General features: G+C 68.2%; 13 protein-coding genes and 1 pseudogene. 11 read left to right on the top strand and 3 right to left on the bottom strand.

What is annotated here, in order from left to right:
• Positions 1 to 193 precede the first annotated feature (193 nt).
• From IPK27_10625 to IPK27_10615, 3 genes are all read left to right on the top strand, one after another.
• On the top strand, positions 194 to 1,273 hold the full coding sequence (locus IPK27_10625) for a hypothetical protein (protein MBK8068055.1): 1,080 nt from the start codon (positions 194 to 196) through the stop codon (positions 1,271 to 1,273).
• Positions 1,274 to 2,354: 1,081 nt separating this feature from the next.
• A complete protein-coding gene (locus tag IPK27_10620) occupies positions 2,355 to 2,750 on the top strand; it encodes a BlaI/MecI/CopY family transcriptional regulator (protein ID MBK8068054.1) in 396 nt (131 codons plus the stop codon).
• Between the two features lie 2 nt (positions 2,751 to 2,752).
• Positions 2,753 to 3,733, top strand: a complete 981-nt coding sequence (locus tag IPK27_10615) for a M56 family metallopeptidase (GenBank protein ID MBK8068053.1) — start codon at positions 2,753 to 2,755, stop codon at positions 3,731 to 3,733.
• A 74-nt stretch (positions 3,734 to 3,807) separates the two neighbouring features.
• On the opposite strand, the gene IPK27_10610 is transcribed toward IPK27_10615, so the two are convergent.
• Positions 3,808 to 5,106 carry an NAD(P)-binding domain-containing protein gene (locus IPK27_10610; GenBank protein MBK8068052.1) on the bottom strand — a complete coding sequence of 433 codons (1,299 nt, stop codon included), beginning with the start codon at positions 5,104 to 5,106 and terminating at the stop codon, positions 3,808 to 3,810.
• Between the two features lie 65 nt (positions 5,107 to 5,171).
• Between IPK27_10610 and IPK27_10605 the strand changes: the two genes are divergently transcribed.
• The 6 genes from IPK27_10605 (at position 5,172) to IPK27_10580 (ending at position 16,463) form a co-directional block, all read left to right on the top strand.
• Positions 5,172 to 6,029 (top strand): hypothetical protein, encoded by an 858-nt coding sequence (locus tag IPK27_10605; GenBank protein MBK8068051.1) that lies wholly within the window; start codon positions 5,172 to 5,174, stop codon positions 6,027 to 6,029.
• 44 nt (positions 6,030 to 6,073) lie between these two features.
• Complete coding sequence (locus IPK27_10600) at positions 6,074 to 7,822, top strand: cytochrome C (GenBank protein MBK8068050.1); 1,749 nt, start codon at positions 6,074 to 6,076, stop codon at positions 7,820 to 7,822.
• Positions 7,819 to 11,583, top strand: coding sequence for a hypothetical protein (locus IPK27_10595; GenBank protein MBK8068049.1), 3,765 nt, complete (start codon positions 7,819 to 7,821; stop codon positions 11,581 to 11,583). The genes IPK27_10600 and IPK27_10595 overlap by 4 nt, the downstream gene beginning before the upstream one ends.
• A gap of 42 nt (positions 11,584 to 11,625) precedes the next feature.
• Positions 11,626 to 13,710: a hypothetical protein gene (locus tag IPK27_10590; protein MBK8068048.1), complete on the top strand. Its 2,085-nt coding sequence runs from the start codon at positions 11,626 to 11,628 to the stop codon at positions 13,708 to 13,710.
• 139 nt (positions 13,711 to 13,849) lie between these two features.
• A complete protein-coding gene (locus tag IPK27_10585) occupies positions 13,850 to 14,707 on the top strand; it encodes a deoxyribonuclease I (protein ID MBK8068047.1) in 858 nt (285 codons plus the stop codon).
• Positions 14,708 to 14,750: 43 nt separating this feature from the next.
• On the top strand, positions 14,751 to 16,463 hold the full coding sequence (locus IPK27_10580; GenBank protein ID MBK8068046.1) for a hypothetical protein: 1,713 nt from the start codon (positions 14,751 to 14,753) through the stop codon (positions 16,461 to 16,463).
• A 6-nt stretch (positions 16,464 to 16,469) separates the two neighbouring features.
• Here IPK27_10580 and IPK27_10575 read toward each other — a convergent pair whose 3' ends face one another.
• Positions 16,470 to 18,074, bottom strand: a complete 1,605-nt coding sequence (locus tag IPK27_10575) for an ABC-F family ATP-binding cassette domain-containing protein (GenBank protein ID MBK8068045.1) — start codon at positions 18,072 to 18,074, stop codon at positions 16,470 to 16,472.
• A gap of 225 nt (positions 18,075 to 18,299) precedes the next feature.
• On the opposite strand from IPK27_10575, the gene IPK27_10570 reads away from it, so the two are divergent.
• Positions 18,300 to 18,899 (top strand): DUF1579 domain-containing protein, encoded by a 600-nt coding sequence (locus IPK27_10570; GenBank protein MBK8068044.1) that lies wholly within the window; start codon positions 18,300 to 18,302, stop codon positions 18,897 to 18,899.
• A 24-nt stretch (positions 18,900 to 18,923) separates the two neighbouring features.
• Here IPK27_10570 and IPK27_10565 read toward each other — a convergent pair whose 3' ends face one another.
• Positions 18,924 to 19,394 carry a DUF1203 domain-containing protein gene (locus IPK27_10565; GenBank protein ID MBK8068043.1) on the bottom strand — a complete coding sequence of 157 codons (471 nt, stop codon included), beginning with the start codon at positions 19,392 to 19,394 and terminating at the stop codon, positions 18,924 to 18,926.
• 284 nt (positions 19,395 to 19,678) lie between these two features.
• Here IPK27_10565 and IPK27_10560 point away from each other — a divergent pair.
• A pseudogene (locus IPK27_10560) lies at positions 19,679 to 20,074 on the top strand (hypothetical protein).
• The last annotated feature ends 36 nt before the right edge of the window (positions 20,075 to 20,110 follow it).

Here is a 20,110-nt window from a genome sequence, read left to right as displayed (position 1 = left end):
CCCCGATGGAGCCTGCCATGCGCAAATCGCACGCCAACCTGGTGCTGATCGCATCCATCCTGGCGATCGCCTGCCTGCTGGCGGGCGTCGGGCTGCCGATGCTCGCGCCGACGCAGCAGCAGGATTTTCCCGCGCCGGAAGACGGCCAGAGCAGCCACCGCTGCAGGAATTCGCGGCCGAGTGCTTTCGCAGCGTGCGCGCCCGCAACCCGCGCGGCCGGGTCCTGCGGCTCAACGCCAACCGCTTGGCGTATCGCTGCTCGATCATCGTCGAGACCGATGAGGGCAGCGGCCGCTGGTTGTTCGACTGGCGCGATGGCGCCAACGGCTGGCGCCACCAGGGCGAGCTGCGCTGGCCCGAGGCATGGCCGCAGGAGGTCCCTGCCGCCGGCATCGACGCCGCCGACCTGGCGCCCGAGCGGATCGCCGCGATGGTGGAGAAGGCACGCGCGCTGTGGCCGGAGTCGGACCGCAGCGACTGGCTGTACGAACTGATCTGGATGCCCGAGCCCTGGTCGCGGCCGCTGCTCTCGATCACTTTCGACGACGCCCGCCCCGAGGCCGGCGACTACGATGCGTTCACCGCGATCTACGACGGCGAACGCCTGCTGCAAGGCGACGAGGCGGTGCAGGCCGATGCGGCCTATCCGATGACCCGCTTCGAGCTGCGCGTGGACCACAACTTCAAGGGCGTGCTGTACGAAGCCACCGCACTGGCCGAGGCACCGGTGTCGCTGGAAGGCGATGCCGCGGCCGACCCGACCGACGCCCTCGCGCGGCAGGCCGAAACCTGCATGCACTGGCTGAACGAGGTCAACCGCGGCGCGCGTGTGCTGCGCATGGCGCTCGATTCGGGGCACTGCTGGCTGCTGCTGGAGAACGCGCACCAGCGGGACGACTTCTACCTGCTGTCCGCGCAGGATCGGGAGCGTTACGAAGAATCCGCCAGCCTGGCGCTGGAGCCGCCGCCACGCGCCAACTTGCTGCTCGACCGCAGCCGCCTGAGCGCCGCGCGCCTGCGCGAGCGCCTGACACAGGCGCGTACCGGCGGACTCACGGTGGAGCGCCTTGCGATTGCCTACACCGGCGGCGGGATGGTCTGGCAGTTCGACGGACTGCGCGACGGCGCGCGCAGCCAGCACTGGCTGGACGAGAGCGGCCAGGCGATCGCCCAGCCGGACGAGTTCCCCGTGAGCGCACTCGAAGTGGCCGCCGGTTTTGCCGCGACCACGCCGGCCCTGGCGCCCGCCGCGGAGGCGGTCCCCGCCGGCTGACCCGGTATTCGCTCTCACCAAACATCCGATAACTCATTGATCTGAAGAGCAGTTTGTCCGCAAAGGACGCGAAGGACGCAAAGAGGCGGAAACCGCTTTCGCTTCCTTTGCGTTCTTTGCGTCCTTTGCGGACAAGAAAAGTGGCGCGGGTCGCGAAGAAGTTCGATGCGCGAATAAGCGCACCGCCAGGGGCGACCGGAACTCTCACCAAACATCACGCAAGTGGTTGAGAGAAAAGATTTTTCCGCAAAGGACGCAAAGAACGCAAAGGAAAACAAAGCCAGCAGAGCATTAACCGATGGGTTCTTGGCTCTCTTTGCGTCCTTTGCGTCCTTTGCGGACAAAAAATGCAATCCGCATGGTCGCCGCCAGTTTGATGCGCGAATGAGCGCACCGCCAGGGGCGACCGGACTCTCACCGAACATGCGCCAAGGTGTTGCATTTCATACATTTTCAGCCCGTGCGAAACGACGACCCTGTGATTGAGTACGCAAAGGACGCAAGGGACGCAAAGGACGCAAAGACAGCAAGTGCCGGGGATACCCCAGCGCTGTATCGCGTTTGTTTTCCCTTTGCGTCCTTTGCGTCCAAAACACAGTCCGCGATCTTGCGAGAGTCACGGTTCGATGCGCGAACAAGCGCACCGCCAGGGGCGACCGGGACTCTCACCGAACATCCGATGAATCATTGATCTGAAGAGCGGTTTGTCCGCAAATGACGCGAAGGACGCAAAGAAGAGCGGAATCCGCTTTCGCTTCCTTTGCGTCCTTTGCGTCCTTTGCGGAAAAAAGAGTGGCGCGGGTCGCGAAGAAGTTTGATGCGCGAACAAGCGCACCGCCAGGGGCGACCGGAACTCTCACCGAACATGGCGCAAGGCATTGATCTGGCGGTGACAAATTCGGAGGGCAAGAGGGCACGCAAAGGCGCTCCTTGGCTCCGAACCGGCTCTGACGTGCCCTCGTGCCCTCGTGGCCTCTTGCCCGCAGGAGCGATCGGAACTCCCCCGCCCCGAACTTGTAATTAACCGAGCGCGATCGGTTTTCTGCTACCGTTGTCGCAGCTATGTGAACGGGGCTCGACGATGCTGCGATTCCGGGACTGGTCCCTCGGAGAACTGGAGGTTGCCGTGTGCAATGCGCTGTGGGACGTCGGCGAGGCCGACGTTCGCACCTTGCATGAGCGGATCGGCCTGCCGCGTGGAATCTCGTCGAACACCATCCAGTCGGCGATGGAACGGCTCTACCGCAAGGGAGTGCTGCGACGGACCAAGGTCAGTCATGCCTACGTCTATGCACCGGCGATGAGCCGGGCCGAGTTCGCCACCGGCGTCATCGATGGCGTGGCCAAGGCACTCGGCAATGTCGGCACGCGCCCCTTGCTCGCCGCCTTCGTCGACCACGCGGAGAAGGTGGCGCCGGAGACGCTCGATGAACTCGAGGCCATGCTCCAGCGTGCCCGGGCGCGCAGCAGCGAATAGCCATGTCCCCGATCTTCCTCGCCGCTGATTTGTGGGTGCTGGTGCTGCTCGGCGCACTCGCGTGGGCGGCATGGATGCAACCGCGTTGGCTGGCCGCGATGGCGGACCTGCATCCGGAACAGCGCGCGCGGCGTCTGATGGGCCTGGCGCTGGCGCCTTGGGCACTCGCCTGGATCGCGGTGATCCTGGCCTTCCTGCCCACCCTGTTGGTCGAACATGGATGGATCGGCGACTGGTGCCTGTCGCGCAACTCGGGCGCCGCGCAGGCCTGCCCGATGCACGGCGTGCGCGATGCCGACAGTGCCAGCGGCGCCCTGATTGCACTGCTCTTCATGCTGCTGGCGGCGGTGATGCTGATGCGGCTGGCGTGGATGGTTCAGTCTGCACTGCGCACCGCTGATCGCCTGCAGCTGGTGCTCCGCAGCAGGATGCAGGTGGACGGCTTGCCGGTGTACTTCGTCGATGGCGCCGGCAGCCTCGCGCTGGCGCTCTGCCTGCCGTCGCCCCGGGTAGTGATTTCGGCCGAGTTGCGCCAGTCCCTGGATGCGCACGAATTGCGAGCACTGATCGAACACGAGCGCGCGCACCTGGCGCGCCGCGACGGATACTCGGCGCTGGTGCTGAACATCGCCACCTCGCTGCTGCCGCCGCGCGCCCGCGACGCCCTGCGCGCCGCATGGCAGCTCGCGGTGGAGCAAAGCTGCGACCGCATTGCCGCCTACCGCGCGGGCACCCTGGCCACGTCCAGCGCCCTGCTCAAGTGCGCCCGGCTGCATGCAACGCAGACCACCCGCAACATCCCGGTGGGCGTTGCCGGCTTCGGCGATGGCGAGATCGCGGCCCGCGTGCGCTTCCTGCTCGAGCCTCCGCGCCTGCGGGCCGAAAGCGGCCTGTGGTCTGGTCAATGGTGGCTGCTCGCCGTGCCGCTCGCACTGATCCTGCACGAACTCGGCGAATTCGTGCTGCTGCCCCTGGTGCGCTGATGAGTCGCTGTCTGGCCTTTGCTTTCGAGCAAATAACCGATTGCTCATCGGCTTTTGGCGTGCAGCCCGTCTGCTTACGCCGCGCCATGCCGGGTCTCCACGCGGACCCCGATCTCGCGCAGCATCGCCGTCGGCAGCTCGCCGCCGGCGCACACCACCACGCAATCGTTTGCCAGCCGCAGCGGCGTGCCGGCGCGCGCGAGCAGCACCTCGTGGGCGCAGATCTCGCGCACCTCGGTGCGCAACAGCAGGTTCAACTGCCCTGCCCGGACGGCCCGCTCGAGGCGCTCGCGGTTGGCGCGCTTGATCCGGTTCATCGCCTCGCCGCGATAGGCCAGGCTGACCTCGGCGTGCGCAGCGCAAGCGAGGGCCGCTTCGACCGCGCTGTCGCCGCCCCCGACCACCAGCACCCGCTGCCCGCGATACTGCTGCGGATCGACCATGCGGTAGACCACCTTGGCCTGCTCCTCGCCGGGCACGCCGAGCTTGCGCGGCGATCCGCGGCGTCCGATGGCGAGCAGCACGCAGCGCGCACCCAGCACGCCTGCACTGGTGTGCACACGGAAACCGGACGCCACGGGTTCGACCTGCTGCATGCGCACGCCGGTGCGGATCTGCAAGCGGGTGCGGCCGACGATGTCGAGCCAGAACGCGAGCAGCTTCTCCTTGCTGACCTCGGTGAAGCGCATCTTGCCGACCAGTGGCAGCTCGACCGGCGCCGTCATCGCGATCTTGTGCCGCGGATACTGCAACACGCTGCCGCCGAGGCTGGATTCCTGTTCGATCAGCGCGTAACGCAGCCCGGCCTCGAGCGCGCCCAGGCCCGCGGCGATGCCGGCCGGACCGGCGCCCACGATGACCACATCGTATTCGAAGTTCCCGTCGCGCCGCCGCGCGATCGTTGCCATCGCCTGGCGGCCCTGTTCCGCCGCCTTGCGGATCAGGCCCATGCCGCCGAGTTCGCCGGCGATGAACAGGCCCGGGACATCGGTCTCGAACTGCGGCGTGACCGCAGGAATGTCGACGCCTCGCCTTTCGCTGCCGAACACCAGCGAGATCGCCTCGACCGGGCACGCCGCGGCGCAGGCGCCGTGGCCGATGCAGGCCGCCGGGCTGACCAGTACCGCCTTGCCGCCAACCACGCCGATGGCCTGTTCCGGGCAGGCGCGCGCGCAGCCACCGGAACCGACGCAACGCGCCGGGTCCACCACTGGGTGCAGCGAGGCTGCCTCGGTCAGCCCGCTCTGCTCGGCGTCTTCCAGCGCCATGCGGTAGCCGGCCTCGCTGCGGCGCCGGTGCCAGAGGTAGCCGAGCACCAGGACCAGCGCGACGACTGCGTAAATCGACCACAACCAGAGGTCGTCCTGGTTCATGCGCGGATCTCCGATCGCACGGCGAATTCCGGGCGGCCCTGCCCCACCCCAGCAAGGAACCAGACATGAGTGCACCCGCGGACAGCATCGGCCTGCCGCCCCGCTTGCGTGCACTCACGGCGTCCATGCGCCGCATCGTCCGTTCGCTGCCGTGGGTCGCGGCCCTGCTGCTCGTGCTGTGGGGTGCGCGCACCGATGCCTACAGCGTCGATTCGGACCTGGCCTACTGGCTGGGCGTGGCCGGCGGCAGCGCAATGCTGCTGCTGTTGCTGTACCCGTTGCGCAAGCGCGTCGCCGAGCGCCTGCCTCTCGGCAAGCTGCGTCACTGGTTCGCCGGGCACATGGTGCTCGGCATCGCCGGCCCCCTGCTGATCCTGATGCACTGCAAGCTCTCCCTGGGTTCGTTGAATGCGAAGGTAGCGTTCTGGTCGATGGTGGTGGTGGCGGCGAGCGGCGTCGCCGGCCGCTTCCTCTATGCGCAATTGCATCGCGGTCTCTACGGCAGGCTGCGCAGCGCCGCTGAGTTGCGCGCCGAAGCCGCGGCTGCGTTGGAACTTGCCGCACCGATGCTCGCCCGCGAGAGCGCGGCACACTTTGCGCTGGAGGCCTTCGCTGCGCGCGTCGCGGAGACCAGCCGCCGCGGTCTCGGCGCCCCTTGGTTGCAGCTCAGCCTGCCACTGCATGCGCGGCGCACATGGCGCCGCTGCCTGGGCCAGGTGCTCAACCACCAGCCGCATCTGGACCCCGCCCGCCTCGACCGGCTCGCATCGTTGCTGCAGCGCTATCTCGACGCGGCGGTCGGCGCGGCGCGCTTCGGCGCGGTCGAACGCCTGTTCTCGCTGTGGCACGTGGCGCATCTGCCGCTGGTGGTGATCCTGGTGCTGACCGCGCTGTTCCATGTCCTCGCGGTGCACATGTACTGATGCCGGCACATCTGCTCCATGGCTGGCCGGGAAAAAACCGATCATTGCTCGGCATTCTGGCATGGTTGTGCCTGTGGCTGTGCAGCTCGGTCCACGCGGGCGCGCTGGAACGCGCGCTGATGCCGGGGCCGGTGGCGCGTGCGCACCACAAATACGAAGCCGACTGCGGGCGCTGCCACGCCTCCTTCGAACGCGATGCTCAGCCAAGACTCTGCCTGGACTGTCACGAGGACACCGCCAGCGACATCCAGGCCCATCGTGGCCTGCACGGGCGCCAACCGGCGCGAGCCTGCGCCGCCTGCCATGGCGAGCATCTCGGCCTGGACGCCAGCATCTCGCAGCTGGACGAAGCCCGTTTCGATCACGCGCTGACCGATTTTTCGCTCGCCGGCAAGCACACCGCGGCGGAGTGCGTCGATTGCCACACGGCAGGTCGCAAGCGCCGCGAAGCACCCGCGGACTGCAAGGCCTGCCATCGCGACGACGACCGTCACGACGGGCGCCTGGGCGCGGATTGCGGGGACTGCCACAACGCCAACGACTGGATCGAGGTAGAGGATTTCGACCACGGCCGGACCGAGTTCCGCCTGGCCGGCGCGCACGCAACGCTCGAATGCAAGGGGTGCCACCTCGAATCGCGGGTCGAGCCGCGGCTGTCGCAGGCCTGCGTGGACTGCCACCGCGAGGACGACGCCCATCGCGGCGCGATGGGCACAGAGTGCGCCCAATGCCATGTCGACAGTGACTGGAAGACAGCGCGCTACGACCATGCGCAGACCGGCTGGCCGCTGCTCGGCGCCCACCGCGATGCCGCATGCGCGCAGTGCCACCCGCGCGCCGGCGAGTACCGCGGCGCAGCGCAGGAATGCGCCAGTTGCCATCGCGAGGACGACCGCCACCGCGGCAATCTCGGCGGCCGCTGTGAGGACTGCCACGACAGCGGCGACTGGCGCCGCGCCGTGCGCTTCGATCATGCCCGCAGCGAGTTTCCGCTGCTCGGCAAGCATGTCGGCGCGGCCTGTAGCGGCTGCCATGCGGATGCGACGCACTATCGCGGCACCGGCAAGGCCTGCGTGGCCTGCCACCGCGAGGACGACAGCCACCATGGGCGCAACGGCGACGCCTGCGCTGATTGCCACGATGCCAGCGACTGGCAGCGGAGCCTGTTCGACCACAACCGCGCGACCGATTTCGCCTTGCGCGGCGCGCACGCGAAGGCCAAGTGCGAGGGCTGTCACAGCAAGCCGGTGGCCGAGTTCACACCGCCCTCCACCTGCGTCGAGTGCCACCGCAAGGACGATGTGCACGAGACCCGCCTGGGCGAGGCTTGCGTAGATTGCCACGACGAGCAGGCATGGAAACCCGGTCATTACGAGCACGACCGCGGCCGCTTCCCGCTGATCGGCAGCCACCGCGCGCTCGAATGCGATGAGTGCCACCGCACCCAGCTGTTCGCTGACACGCAGGCCGACTGCGCCAGCTGCCACGCTGACGACGATGCTCACGAAGGCCGCTACGGCAATGACTGCGCGAGCTGCCACAACGCACGCGCCTGGGCGCTGTGGGACTACGACCACACGCTGACCCGATTCGCGCTCGACGGCGCGCACCGCAAGACCCGCTGCGCCAGCTGCCACACGCCGCAGCGCGGAGCGCGCCTGAGCGGCGACTGCGCCGGTTGCCACAGCGAAGACGACGCGCACGACGGTGGCTTCGGTCGCCAGTGCGCGCGTTGCCACAGCACAACCTCGTTCACCGAGGTCAATCCGCGAGTTCCGGGGAAATCGCCATGAACGCCCGCAGTCCCGCCCGTTGCGCTCCGTCCCTGATCCGAACCGTGCTGCGGCTGGGGCTGATCCTGATCGCGTCGGTCATTGCGGGCCCGGCGGCCATGGCCGCCACGCAAGGCGGACCGGATTTCGATCACGTCGGCACCGGATTCGCGCTGACCGGTGCGCATCGCGATGCGAAATGCGAAAGCTGCCATCTGAACGGCGTGCTCAAGGGCACACCCAAGGAGTGCAGCAGCTGCCACGGGCGCGGTTCGCGCTTCCAGACCACCCAGTTGCCGCAGCAGCATGTCAGCGTCAATGGCGCCAGTTGCGAGGCTTGCCACCGCAGCAACGCCTGGTCTCCAGCCAAGTTCTCCCACGCCGAGGCCGCCAGCGGCAGTTGCGCGAGTTGCCATAACGGCGTGACTGCGATCGGCAAGGACTCCGGGCATGTCGCCACTTCGCAGAGCTGCGACACCTGCCACCGCACGGGCGCCTGGTCACCGGCGCTGTTCGATCATCGCAGCGTCTCCGCCGGCACCTGCAACTCCTGCCACAACGGCACCCATGCCAGCGGCAAGCCGAACAACCACATCGCCACCAGCCAGCAATGCGATGTGTGCCACCGCACCAACGGCTGGACACCGGCGACCTTCAGCCACAGCGGCGTCGCCGCCGCTACCTGCAACAGCTGCCACAATGGCACCCAGGCGAGCGGCAAGCCCAACAACCACATCGCCACCAGCCAGCAGTGCGATGTCTGCCACCGCACCAACGGCTGGACACCGGCCACCTTCAGCCACACGGGCGTGACCGCCGGCACCTGCAACAGCTGCCACAACGGCACCCAGGCCAGCGGCAAGCCGAACAACCACATCGCCACCAGCCAGCAGTGCGATGTCTGCCACCGCACCAACGGCTGGACACCGGCCACCTTCAGCCACAACGGCGTATCCGCCGGCACCTGCAACAGCTGCCACAACGGCACCCAGGCCAGCGGCAAACCGAACAACCACATCGCCACCAGCCAGCAGTGCGATGTCTGCCACCGCACCAATGCGTGGACTCCGGCCACTTTCAGCCACAACGGCGTCTCCGCCGGCACCTGCAATTCCTGCCACAACGGCACCCAGGCCAGCGGCAAGCCGAACAACCACGTCCCGACCAGCCAGCAGTGCGATGTCTGCCACCGCACCAACGCGTGGACTCCGGCCACCTTCAGCCACAACGGTGTCTCCGCCGGCAGCTGCAACACCTGCCACAACGGAACCCAGGCCAGCGGCAAACCGAACAACCACGTCCCGACCAGCCAGCAGTGCGATGTCTGCCACCGCAACAACGCCTGGACCCCGGCCACCTTCAGCCATAGCGGCGTCTCCGCCGGCAGCTGCAACTCCTGCCACAACGGAACCCAGGCCAGCGGCAAACCGAACAACCACGTCCCGACCAGCCAGCAGTGCGACGCCTGCCACCGCACCAATGCGTGGACGCCGGCCACCTTCAGTCACACCGGCGTGACGCCAGGCACCTGCAACAGCTGCCACAACGGCACCACGGCGACCGGCAAGCCGAACAACCACATCGCCACCAGCCAACAGTGCGATGTCTGCCACCGCACCAACGACTGGACGCCGGCCACCTTCAGCCACACCGGCGTGACGCCGGGAACCTGCAATTCCTGCCACAACGGCACCCAGGCGAGCGGCAAGCCGAACAACCACATCGCCACCAGCCAGCAGTGCGATGTCTGCCACCGCACCAACGGCTGGACGCCAGCCACCTTCAGCCACACCGGCGTGACGCCGGGCACCTGCAACTCCTGCCACAACGGCACCACGGCGACCGGCAAGCCGAACAACCACATCGCCACCAGCCAACAGTGCGATGTCTGTCACCGCACCAACGGCTGGACACCGGCCACCTTCAGCCACACCGGCGTGACCCCGGGCACCTGCAACAGCTGCCACAACGGCTCCAGCGCCAGCGGCAAACCATCGAATCACTTGCCGACCTCCGAATCCTGCGACGCCTGCCATCGCACCACTGCGTGGACACCGGCGACCTTCAACCACTCTGGTGTCACGCCCGGCGGTTGCGCCAGTTGCCACAACGGCACGATCGCCAGCGGCAAGCCCAACAATCACTTGCCGACCACCCAGGCCTGCGATGCTTGTCACCGCACCACCGCGTGGACGCCGGCGACGTTCAACCACAACGGCGTGACGCCGGGCGCCTGCGCCAGTTGCCACAACGGATCGACCGCGGCGGGCAAGCCATCCAACCACCTGCCAACCACCGAGTCGTGCGATGCCTGCCACCGCACCACCGCATGGACGCCCGCGACCTTCAACCACAGCGGCGTGACCCCTGGCGGATGCGCCAGCTGCCACAACGGCTCGATTGCCACTGGCAAGCCCAACAATCACTTGCCGACCACCCAAGCCTGCGATGTGTGCCATCGCACGACCGCGTGGACGCCGGCCACCTTCAACCACACCGGCGTGACGCCCGGCGGTTGCGCCAGTTGCCACAACGGTTCGACCGCCACCGGCAAGCCCTCCAACCACCTGCCGACAACCGAATCCTGCGACGCGTGCCACCGCACCACCGCATGGACGCCCGCCACCTTCAACCACAGCGGCGTCACGCCCGGCGGCTGCGCCACGTGCCACAACGGTTCAACCGCCACCGGCAAGCCCTCCAACCACCTGCCTACGACCGAATCCTGCGACGCCTGCCACCGCACTACCGCGTGGACGCCCGCCACCTTCAACCACAGCGGCGTCACGCCCGGCGGATGCGCCACCTGCCACAACGGATCGACCGCCACCGGCAAGCCGACCAACCACTTGCCGACCACCCAGGCCTGCGACGTCTGTCATCGCACCACCGCCTGGGTGCCGGCGACCTTCAACCACAGCGGCGTCACCCCCGGCGGCTGCGCCACCTGCCACAACGGATCGACCGCCACCGGCAAGCCGGCCAATCACATACCGACCGCCCAAGCCTGCGACTCCTGCCACCTGACCAGTGCCTGGATCCCGGCGACCTTCAATCATTCGGGAGTCACGCCGGGAGCCTGCGCCACCTGTCACAACGGTTCGACCGCCACCGGCAAACCGGCCAACCACATCCCGACCACCCAGGCCTGCGACACCTGCCACCTGACCAGCGCGTGGATCCCGGCCACCTTCAACCACTCGGGCGTCACCCCGGGAGCCTGCGCCACCTGCCACAACGGGTCGACCGCCACCGGCAAGCCGGCCAACCACCTGCCGACCACCCAGTCCTGCGATGTGTGCCACCGCACCACAGCCTGGCTGCCGGCCACCTTCAGCCACACCACCGTGATCCCGGGCAGTTGCGGCACCTGCCACAACGGCGTCAACGCCACCGGCAAGCCGGGTAACCACTTCGTCACCACGCGCGCCTGCGACGCCTGTCACCGCACCAGCGCCTGGATGCCGCTGCTCAACTACGTGCACACCGGGATCGGCTACCGCGCGCACGCCGGATCGATGGATTGCAACGAGTGCCATCGCAACAACAACGAAGTGATCGCCTACCAGTTCCCGGCCTACCGCCCGAACTGCGCGGCCTGCCATGCCAGCGACTTCGAGGCCGACGAGCACAAGAAGGTCAATTCGCCGCGCATCTATTACACCGTCGGCGAACTGCAGGACTGCACCGGCAGCTGCCATGTCTACACCGATTCCAGCATGACCCAGATCCAGGAAGTGCGCGCGGCGAACCACCGCTCCACCGATGGCGACTGGGATTGAACCAGGCCACTACCCAGGGGGAACCAGACCATGCAGATACGAATGTCTCTCCACGCAATCGGCCTGTGGATGCTGCTGTTGTATGCCAGCGCAGGTTCGGCGCAGGCACTCGACGATGTCGAGATCAGCGGCGCCGGCGGCCAGGCGCAGATCACCGTGCGCTTCGCGGCGCAGGTGCGCTACCAGCGCCATGTGATCGATCCCACTAGCACGTCGGCGCAGGTCTTCCTGCAGGTGACCGGTGAGAGCAGCGACGATGGCGTGTTCGAGGACACCCGCTCATCGCCACCCACGCGCGATCTGCCCGCATTCGTGGTGCGCTACCTGGCGCCGCAGGGAGGCGTCCCCGCGCGCCGGCTGGACCTCAACTTCGAGGCGCCGGTGGAATTCGTGCGCATCGGCCAGGGCAGCGACAACCGCTCTCTGGTGCTGCAACTTCGGGCGCAGGCGCCGGCGGTGGCGCCGCCAACGGCGCCACCCGTGGCCGCAGCGTCGGATGACCCTGCGGTGATGCTGGCGCAGGGCAAGGAAGCCCTCGCGCGGCAGGATTACGACAGCGCGATCGCCCTGCTCAACCGGATCCTCAACTTGCCGCCGAACGCGGCCTCGCAGGAGGCGCAGGAACTGATCGGCCAGGTGCGCGAGGCACTCGGCAGCAACGACCGTGCGCGCGCCGAGTACCAGCTGTATCTCAAGCTCTACCCGGATGGCGAAGGCGCCGCGCGGGTGCGCGACCGCCTGGCGGCGCTGGACCTGCCGGAGGCCCAGGCGGTGGCCGGCGGACGCGCTCCGCGACCGCGCCAGGTGACCACCTGGGGCAGCATCAGCAGTTCCTATTACGGCGGCAATTCGCGCATCCGCACCGACAACATCATCGTCACGCCGGCCACCAACGCCACCGTGATCGACACCCAGACGCTGTCGCAGACCGACCAGTCCGCGCTGGTCACCAACCTGGACGCCAACACCCGCATCCGCAGCGGCGACTGGGACAACCGCTTCGTGCTGCGCGACATCGCGACCCTGAGCTTCCTTGCCGACCAGCCAAACGAGAACCGCCTGACCGCGCTGTACGGCGACTTCCGTTACCAGCCGCAGCGCCTGGGCGCGCGCCTGGGGCGCCAGAGCTCGACCAGCGGCAGCGTGCTCGGGCGCTTCGACGGCGGCAGTGTCTCCTGGGGCGTCACCGAGAAGTGGCGGGTGGGCGCCATCGCTGGTGTGCCGGCCCAGGATGTGCTGGGCAACCGGCCGAGCTTCTTCGCGCTCACGGTCGATGGCGACACCCCGATCGAGGGACTGGGATTGGGCTTCTTCGCCGTGCGCCAGGCGGTCGACGGGATCACCGACCGCCAGGCGGTCGGCACCGAGTTGCGCTACTTCAAGGACCTGACCAGCATCTTCGGCCTGCTCGATTACGATCTTCGGTTCGGCCAGTTGAATGTGGGCTCGGTGCAAGGCTCGTACCAGTTCGAGGCGGGCGGTGTGCTGAATTTCCTCTACGACTACCGCCGCACGCCGACACTCCAGGTGTCCAACGTGCTGCTGGCCGATCCCACGCAGACGCTCGCCGACCTGCTCGCCACCGAGGACGCGGACGCGCTGGAACGGCTGGCACTGGGCCTGACGCCGATTTCAAAGGTGGCGCTTGCCGGCCTGACCTGGCCGGTCAGCAGCCACTGGCAGATCGGCGGCGAGTTCCGGGTGTCCTCGCTGACCGGCACCGAGGGCTTTGGCGCGCTGCCGGCGCAGGCCGGCACCGGCAATGTCTACACCGGCACCCTGCAGGCGATCGGCAGCGGTGTGTTCACCGAGACCGGCGTAGTCACCTTCACCACCAGTCGGCTGAGTGCCGATGTCTACGACGCCTGGCTGGTGGCGGCGAACTCGCGCTTCCGTGTCGGCAGCCGCTGGATCATCGAACCGGCGGTGCGCTGGTATCGCCAGGACAACGTCACCGGCTCGCAGCTGACGCGCGTCGCGCCGACGCTGCGCACGCTGTTCCAGTGGCGCGAGCACTTCTCGCTGGAAGGCGAGGTGGCCTACGAGCGCTCGCGCAGCGATTCCGCGCTGTTCAACGAGATCGACAACATCCTCTTCTACTACTTCGGCTTCCGCTGGGACTTCTGAGCGGCGCGCGCGGCGCGGGCAGTGCAAGCCGTGCCGCGCGTCGCAATTCGCTGCAATACAAACGACTTCTTGCGGGACTAAGATGCCGGCGGTCGATCAGCGGGGCAGATCGACGTCCTTGCTCTGGGGAGAGTGAGTCATGAAGCGAGTTGCATCGTTGGCATGCGGCCTGTTGCTGGCCGCGTTTTCGCAGCAATCGATGTCCGCCGCCTACCTGCGGGTGGTCTCCTGGAACACCTTGCACGCCGGCTGGAGCGGGTCCACGAACTGGACCGGCTACGCCACCCAGGTGTGGCAGAAGTACGGCAGCACTTCGACCGCCGCGAACGGCTTCGACGTGCTGTTCGCGCAGGAAGTGATGTACGACACCGCCGCCGCCAGCCTGGCCTCCGCGCTGACCAGTGTCAGTGGGGTGACCTGGAGCTACAGCGTGACCGCTCCGATCGGCCGCAGCAGCTACAAGGAACGCTATGCGGTGATCTACCGCACCGACCGCGTGACCCTGCTGTCGGCGACGGTCTGGAGCGACACCGGCGACAAGTTCGAGCGCGAGCCGCAGATCGTCAAGCTGCGCCAGAAGGACACCGGCGCCGACTTCACCTTCATCAACTGGCACGCGATCTTCGGCACCACCGCCGAGCGCCAGGCCGAGATCCAGCAGATGGCCAGCCTGTTCAGCTCGGTGCAGTCCGCAAGCAGCAGCGACCAGGACGTCATCCTGCTCGGCGACCACAACAAGGAAGCCACATCGACCTGGTGGTCCAACCTGACCGGACTGTCGCCCGCGGTGGGCTGGAAGGTCAATGACCTCACCTCGATCAACACGAGCTGCGCCTACGCCAGCGCCTACGACCACTTCTGGTACCAGGCCAGCCATGTGAGCGAGTACTCGACCTCCGGTCGCGACTACATCGCCGACATGTGCACCTTCCGCAACGGCCTGTCCGACCACGCGCCGGTGTACATCTCGTTCTACACATCGTCGGATACCGATTGAGCCGAATGAACCGCGGCCCGGGCGCCCGCTGGGCGCACGCGTGATGCGTGCGCCTGCGGTCGCGGTCGGGCGCGGGTGGTGGCTGGCGGCGGCGGCGATGGCCGCCCTCGCTTTGCTGGTCTGGGTGTCGATCCCTGAGGACGCAGTCGACGCGCCCGGCGTTGGCAAACCGGCGGGCGCGGAGGTTTCGCCGGTCGAGGCCGCATCGCCCCCCACCCAAGCCATCGCTCCGGCGTCCGACGCCCAGCCCGTCCCCGGCTGGCAGATCCTGCTGCTGCTCGACGCCGGCATTGCAGCAGACCCGGCCAGCGTGCGCATCGGCCTGGCAACGATCTCCGCCGAGGACATGGCCACCCACCTGGCCATGCGCGATACCGCCGGTGCCGCGCCCGTCGATGCGGCCGAATTCGCCCAGGTACGCCGCTGGCTGACGTTGCCGGCCACCCTGCAGGCAGACGGCGCGGTGCGGGTAGGCCCGCTGACGCTGGAGGCCGCAGATCGCTACGTGCTGCAGGCCGCCGGCAGCGACCGCCTGCGCCAGTACCACGCGGACTTCACCGCCGACACCGCGCCGGTGTCGCTGCGACCGCTGCTCGCTGCCGGCCTGCGCGTGCAGCGCGACGCCGCGCTGGAGGGCGAGATTTCGCTGCTGCTGCGACGCAGCGGCGAGTTGCCGGACGCCGGCCGCTGGCAATCGCTGCTGCAGCGCTCGCCTGCCCTGCTGCAGGCCTTCGGCGAGCAGCCATGGGCGCTGGCAGCCGGCGCCAACGAACTCGCGCCGTTGCCGCCGCAGGCGCTCGAAGCCCTGCTGCTGGTCGACGGCATCGAGGCCCAGCAAGCGCCGCTGACGCTGGTCGCCGGCGCATGGAGCGAGCTGGCCATCGACCCGGTCGCGCACGCCGTGGCACGCCAGTTGTCGGTGGAACTGACGCTGCGCTTCGTCACGCGCGGCAGCGATGCGCCGGTGGCGGGCGTGCAGGTGGCCTGGCAGCACGCACTCGGCCAGCGCACCCAGGCCAGCGACGACACCGGCCGCGTACGCTTCGCCGGGGTGGATCGCCAGCGCGAACAGCAGTTCGCACTGCAGTTCCCGACCGGCGATGCCGAGCTGCCTTCCTGGCCGCAGGGCCAGTCGCTGGCATTCATCGTCGACGAAGCGCATCCGGACCAGCTCGGCGAGCGCCGCATCGACCACCGGGTCGAGCTCGACCGCCTCGACTGGCTGCTCGCCAGCAGCAACAGCCTGCCGCTCGATCCCGAGCGGACGGCCGGCAGTCCCTATCCGGTGTTCGTGCTGCAGCAGCGCATCGATGGGCTTTGGATCGACAGCGCGGCCGAGTACTTCCGCCGGGTCGACGCGGGCCTGGCGGTGTCGCTGGCGGCGCCCGGCGAATACCGCGTGGCCGCGGTCATGACCCCGTGGACCGTGCTCCACAGCACGTCCGCCGACGCGCGCCGCCCGGCGCCGGACGGCCCGCACGAGGTGCGCCTCGAAGCGCAGCCCGGCCGCAGCGTGGAGCTACGCCTGAGCGCTGATGGCCAGCCGTTGCCGCGCACGCAGGTGCTGGCTATCGGGCCGCTGCGCGGCATGCCGCCCTTCGAATTGGTCGCCGACCTGGCCGGCCGCGTACAGCTCATCGGCGTGACCACCGACGGCTTGCGCATCGAGGTACCGGGCTACCAGCAGACCGAGGTCGCGCTCTCCCGGCCAGTCGTCGATGTCTCGCTACAACGCGCGGACGCGCCCGGGGAATAGCCGGACTCAGGCTGCCAGCGCGCGCTTCTCGCCGGTCTTGCCGCCGCGCGTGCGCAGCCAGGCGGCGTAGTCGTCGAGGTCGCCGTCGAAAGCGTCGACGTGGCCGTCGGCCACGCGCCAGTAGGTGTTGCAGACCAGGCCGGTCAGGTGGCGGTCGTGCGAGACCAGCACGATCGCGCCGCCGAAGTCGCTCAGCGCCTCGGCCAGCGCCTCGCGGGTTTCCAGGTCCAGGTGGTTGGTCGGCTCGTCGAGCAGCAGCACGTTCGGCTTGCGCCAGGCGATCAGCGCCAGCGCCAGGCGCGCGCGCTCGCCGCCGGAGAAACCGTCGACCAGGTCGAAGGCGCGGTTGCCGGGGAACTGCCACTTGCCGAGGTAGTCGCGGAAATCCTGGGTGGACACGCCCGGCGCGATCATCTTCATGTGGTCGATCGGCGTCTGCCCTTCGTGCAGCGATTCCACCGTGTGCTGCGCGAAGTAGCCCAGTTCCAGGTCCGGGTGCGCCACGCGCTCGCCGCCGAGCAGCGCCAGTTCGCCGACCAGGGTCTTCACCAGGGTCGACTTGCCGGCGCCGTTGGGGCCGAGCAGGCCGATGCGATCGCCGGCCTCCAGGCGGAAATCCACCTGGTGCAGCACGGTGTGCTCGCCGTAGCCGGCGTCGACATGGTTCAGGCGGATCAGCGAGAACGGCGTCTTGAGCGGATCGGAGAAGGCAATGCGTACCTCGCGCTCGGCGCGCACCGCCTCGGTGCCGGTCAGCTTGGCCAGGCGCTTGACCCGCGACTGCGCCTGCTTGGCGCGCGCGGCCGAGGCCTTGAAGCGGTCGATGAAGGCCTGCAGGTGGGCGCGCTCGGCCTGCTCCTTCTCGAAGGCGATCTGCTGCTGGCGCAAATGCTCGGAGCGCTGGCGCTCGAAGCTAGTGTAGTCGCCGGTGTAGAGCTTGGCCTTGCCATCGTTCAGATGCAGGGTGTGGGTGCACAGGCCGTCGAGGAACTCGCGGTCATGCGAGATCATCATCAGCATGCCGGGGTACTTCAGCAGCCACTGTTCCAGCCACAGCACCGCGTCGAGGTCGAGGTGGTTGGTCGGCTCGTCGAGCAGCAGCAGATCGCTCGGCATCATCAGCGCCCGCGCCAGGTTCAGGCGTACGCGCCAGCCTCCGGAAAACGCCGACACCGGCATCTCGTGGGTGTCCGGCGTGAAACCCAGGCCGTGCAGCAACTTGCCGGCACGCGCGGTGGCGTCGTAGCCGTTGATCTCGGCCAACTGCTGGTGCGCCAGCGCCACCGCATCCCAGTCTTCGGCGGCCATCGCCGCGGCTTCCGCGCGGATGATCGCGTGCACCTCGGTGTCGCCGGAGAGCACGAAGTCGAGCGCCGGATCCGGCAATGAGGGCGTTTCCTGCGCCACGCTCGCCACTCGCAGCCGCGCCGGCACGTCGACATCGCCGCGATCGGGCTCCAGCTCGCCGGTGATCGCCGCGAACAGGCTGGACTTGCCGCAGCCATTGCGCCCGATCACGCCGACCCGCTGGCCGTCGTGCAGCGCCACGTCGACCTCCGACAGCAGCAGGCGTTCGCCGCGCCGGAGCGCGAAGTTGCGGAAGGCGATCATGGCGGCATCGGCGATTCGGGGGCGCGGAGTCTAGCGTGGCGATCCTGAGCGAGGGCACAAGGCGTGTAGCCCGGTGTGCGCGCGCTGCGCTTTCACCGGGTACTTGCCGCGTGCCATCGCCGGTGAATTGCTGCGCGATACACCGGCCTACGCGGACTTGTGCGCCGTTCACGCACCCTGCACCGGAGTAACATTCTGTCTCCAACCCCCATCCAGGAGCCCGCCATGAAACTCCGTTTCGCCTGCACCCTGCTGCTCGGATCGGCGCTGTCGCTGCCGCTGCTGGCCGAAGACGCGCCCAAGGCACCCTCGCCCGAGGAGCAGGCCATGATGGAGGCCTACGAGAAGATGGGCCGCGTCGGCGAGCCGCACAAGCAGTTGGCAAAGATGGTCGGCGACTGGACCTACGAGAACCACATGTGGATGGAGCCCGGCAAGCCGGCGTCGGTGTCGACCGGCACGTCGACCTCCCGGGCAATGTGGGAAGGCCGCTACATCGAGACCCTGTTCAAAGGCGATTACCAGGGCCAGCCCTTCGAGGGCAAGGCGATCGCCGGCTACGACAACCTCAAGGGCAAGTACGTCAGCACCTGGATCGACAGCATGTCGACCGGCATCTTCATCACCTACGGCACGCATGACGCCGCCACCAACGCCACCACCTACATGGGCGAGATGGACGATCCGCTGCAGCCCGGCAAGACCATCCCGGTGCGCCAGGTGGACCGCTGGATCGACGACGACCACTACAACTTCGAGTGGTACGAAACCCGCGACGGCAAAGAAGCGAAGACCATGGAGATCCGCTACACGCGGAAGAAGTAGCCACGCGGCCGCGGCAGCGGTGCCTCAGGCGCGCTCGGCGCGGCAGGAGTAGCAGCCCGGGCGCGCGTTGTGCAGGTGGATGTACGCGATCCTGGCGTCGGCGAACATCCGCTGGATGCGCGTCGCCACCTCGCTGCCCTCGCAGACTTCCGCGTCCACCATCAAATGGCGTGCGCTGTAGCCACGCAGCGAGATCTGGCGCGCGCTGACGTACGGCGGCACCTCACCGACGGCGAGTGTGCGCGGCCGCGCATGGCGGCGGATGTAGATCGGCCCGGATGCGCGGTAGGGCGAGTCCTCGGCGAGGTGTTCGTGGGACAGGAGCAGCAGTTCCTCACCGGCAGCGGCATCGGCGAGGCTGATGCGGCAGGGATAGCCGTGGTCGGCATCCGCGATCCGGCGGCGCACGCCACGGGCGCGCAGCGCGGCGTCGTCCAGGTCGAACAGGGCCGCGAAGGGCTGCGGATCGAGACCGATCAGTCGGAAGTTGCTCATGGGTGTGGCTCCATCGTTGGGTGGATCGAGCCTAGGCCGTGCCGGAATCCGCGTCCCGCCGTTTCCGGACATGGAATTGCCCCGTTCAACGCGGAGACGCAGAGCGAAGCAGGAGCCATGACGGATCGAACTGGCTTGTTCCCTTTCTCCGCGTCCTCCGCGTCTCCGCGTTGAACGGGTCTGAGGTCTCCCTGCCCGACATTCGCCGCAATCCTGACTACCGGCGCCCGCAGGCGCCCGGCATCGCCCCCGGTTCCTGATACGATTTCTTAACAATTACGGAGATGCGCATGAACAGGCCAGTGGCGTTCTGGGGCAAGCTCGGTTTCATCCTCGTGGCGTGCTTCTGCACCCTGTTGGCACTGGCACAGGTGGTCCAGCCCTCGAAGGAATTCGCGGTCGAATCGCTCAGGAGCGAGAACGCGAACGGCCGGCCGACCGCGGTGCTGCGCTTCAACCGCCCGCTCGACACCGCGCAGGCCTTCGACACGCTGGCGCAGATCCGCACGCCCGAGGGCGGCGCGGTAGACGGCGCCTGGACCCTGAGCCACGATGCGCGCTCGCTGGAGTTCCCCTTCCTGCAGGCATTGTCCTCCTACCAGGTGCGCGTCGACGGCACTCTGCGCGCAGCGGATGGCAGCACTCTCGGCGAGGCTTTCGAGACCACCCTGGCGACCAACGCGCTGCCGCCCGAGGCGCGCTTCATGAGCAATGGC

The sequence above is a fragment of the Rhodanobacteraceae bacterium genome (assembly GCA_016713135.1).
Lineage (GTDB): Bacteria > Pseudomonadota > Gammaproteobacteria > Xanthomonadales > SZUA-5 > JADKFD01.
Note: the sequence above shows the minus strand (reverse complement) of the source record. Positions and strands in the feature narration are given on the sequence as shown.